The sequence below is a fragment of the Polynucleobacter sp. 35-46-11 genome (assembly GCF_002281105.1).
The window spans coordinates 1-1,831 of record NZ_NCFJ01000503.1 but is presented as its reverse complement, the minus strand read 5'-3'; the positions used below and the strand labels follow the sequence as shown (position 1 = coordinate 1,831).

General features: G+C 44.2%; 3 protein-coding genes. 2 read left to right on the top strand and 1 reads right to left on the bottom strand.

The window, feature by feature from the left end:
- Positions 1-6 precede the first annotated feature (6 nt).
- Complete coding sequence (locus tag B7Y67_RS16915) at positions 7-117, top strand: YqiA/YcfP family alpha/beta fold hydrolase (protein ID WP_293599627.1); 111 nt, start codon at positions 7-9, stop codon at positions 115-117.
- Between the two features lie 4 nt (positions 118-121).
- On the top strand, positions 122-1,126 hold the full coding sequence (locus tag B7Y67_RS16910) for a DUF3108 domain-containing protein (RefSeq protein WP_293599626.1): 1,005 nt from the start codon (positions 122-124) through the stop codon (positions 1,124-1,126).
- A 29-nt stretch (positions 1,127-1,155) separates the two neighbouring features.
- On the opposite strand, the gene B7Y67_RS16905 is transcribed toward B7Y67_RS16910, so the two are convergent.
- Positions 1,156-1,608 carry an ion channel gene (locus B7Y67_RS16905; RefSeq protein ID WP_251367939.1) on the bottom strand — a complete coding sequence of 151 codons (453 nt, stop codon included), beginning with the start codon at positions 1,606-1,608 and terminating at the stop codon, positions 1,156-1,158.
- Positions 1,609-1,831: the final 223 nt, after the last annotated feature.

The window sequence follows — 1,831 nt, the reverse complement described above, 5'->3', positions numbered from 1 at the left end:
AAAGAAATGGTTGCTTTTTACCCAGGTGCTAAACAGCTTATTCTTGAGGGAAGTGATCATGGGATTGCCGACTATGCCACCCATCTTCCAGCGGTAATCGAATTTATCGAGCATTAATGTCTTGATTGATTTATTTGGCGATCTGCTTTCATTCATTCGCAGAAAATCTCTGTGGATTTTGATTGCCGCAATCTTTTTATCCATTGCTGGCCACCTCATTTTATTTTTTGGACTCCCATTTATTTCTTTCGGCGCCCCGCCACCTATTGCTGAAGATCTGATTATCAAAACAGATCTTCGTGTTGATCCTCCAAAGAAGATTCAGATGGTCAGTACACCCAAGAAAAAAACTACGCCTAAGCAAACAAATGCAGTCTCAGCTGACCCATTGTCAGATCAGGGCAAAGGAGAGCAGGGCGCAGTTGGCAATCAATCAGGGCAAGCATTTCGTCTGCCTGAGTCTGGTACTTACTATTTTGATGCCTACGTTGATGGACAGCTTTATCAAACAGCACAGCTTGACTGGATTACCGAAGGCAATAACTATCGCCTATATATCAACATACCTTATGCCGTAGTTGGCCCCTTTGTTTTTGAATCACGTGGCTCTGTTGATGCTTATGGAATAGCGCCATCCATTTATTGGACCCAGCGTGGCACTAAACCACCTCGCTACTCTCGCTTTGATCGTGATCAAAATGGAGCAGGGAAGATGTACTTCTCTGAAAAGCCGGAGTTCACCCCCGATCTTCTCCCCGGGACTCAGGATCGATTTAGCCTCATGTTCCAATTTGCCTCGCTTCTAAACGGTAGCGACAAAATCGATGAAGCGGGGAGTATTCGTGCACTTCCTGTAGTTGACTACAACACGCTGGAGATGTGGCAATTTAAGAGCTACGGTGAAGTTGAGTCCGAAGACGTTCCGAGTTTGGGTAAATCTATAAATAGGCATTACGCCCTCATGCAGCGTGAGAACGATCCATACAAGCGTCAGGTAGATATTTGGTTGGCTAGGGACCTAGATTGGCTTCCAGGAAGAATGCGCTCTCTAGAGTCCAATGGGCGAGTCCTCGAGCTTGTTTTTAAGCAAAGAGAACCAATCGATAAGTCCAAGCTGGTTAATTGAACCCAAAAACCCGCTCTTAAGTATGCCGCTTAGAAACCGGAGCCTGATTTAGGATTTTGATTGGATCTACCCAATAATGCGCCCATCATGGAATACAAGGCGGCTCCAGACATCGAGACGGCAAAGATTCCAGAGAATGAAATGATGATGGGCAAGATTCTCCATTGCTCAGACAGGTTATAGGTGCCAAATCCCACCGTGGTGTACATCTCGCCGGCAAAATAGAAGGTCTGCGGATTAGTTGGAAATACTTGCAAAGCTACACAGAGATAAGCCCAAGCAACGATTTCTGATAAATGACTGGCAATAATTAACAAAATTGCTATGAAATACGACAGGAAATTAGCCCCATATACTCGTTTGTTCTCTAGCTTTTGATCTAGCCAATGGAACGCGCCTGCAATCATCAGAACGGCCACGCCATGAAATGTCAGCATGAGGCATGCCAGCACCAGCACAAACCAAATCTGGCTGTTTCCCATATCTGTATTGATCTCAGCGAATAGGGTATTGAAACTCGGTAGATTGTGAAAGCCGGGGAGTTTGGCTATTTGCTCTAGTAGGTCCATATTGTGTTTGCTTCTGTCTTTATTTACTTTAATATCTTATTTGACATAATAATGATTATACGCAACAAGTGATAATGTCAATTATGTAGGTGACTTCTTTGGTCCGCCTGGATAAGGCTCTTTATAAAGCTTTACC

Bases quoted from the DNA above. Each gene is read 5' to 3' on its own strand.
- B7Y67_RS16905 (WP_251367939.1), bottom strand. From the start codon at position 1,608: ATGGGAAACAGCCAGATTTGGTTTGTGCTGGTGCTGGCATGCCTCATG.
- B7Y67_RS16915 (WP_293599627.1), top strand. From the start codon at position 7: ATGGTTGCTTTTTACCCAGGTGCTAAACAGCTTATTCTTGAGGGAAGT.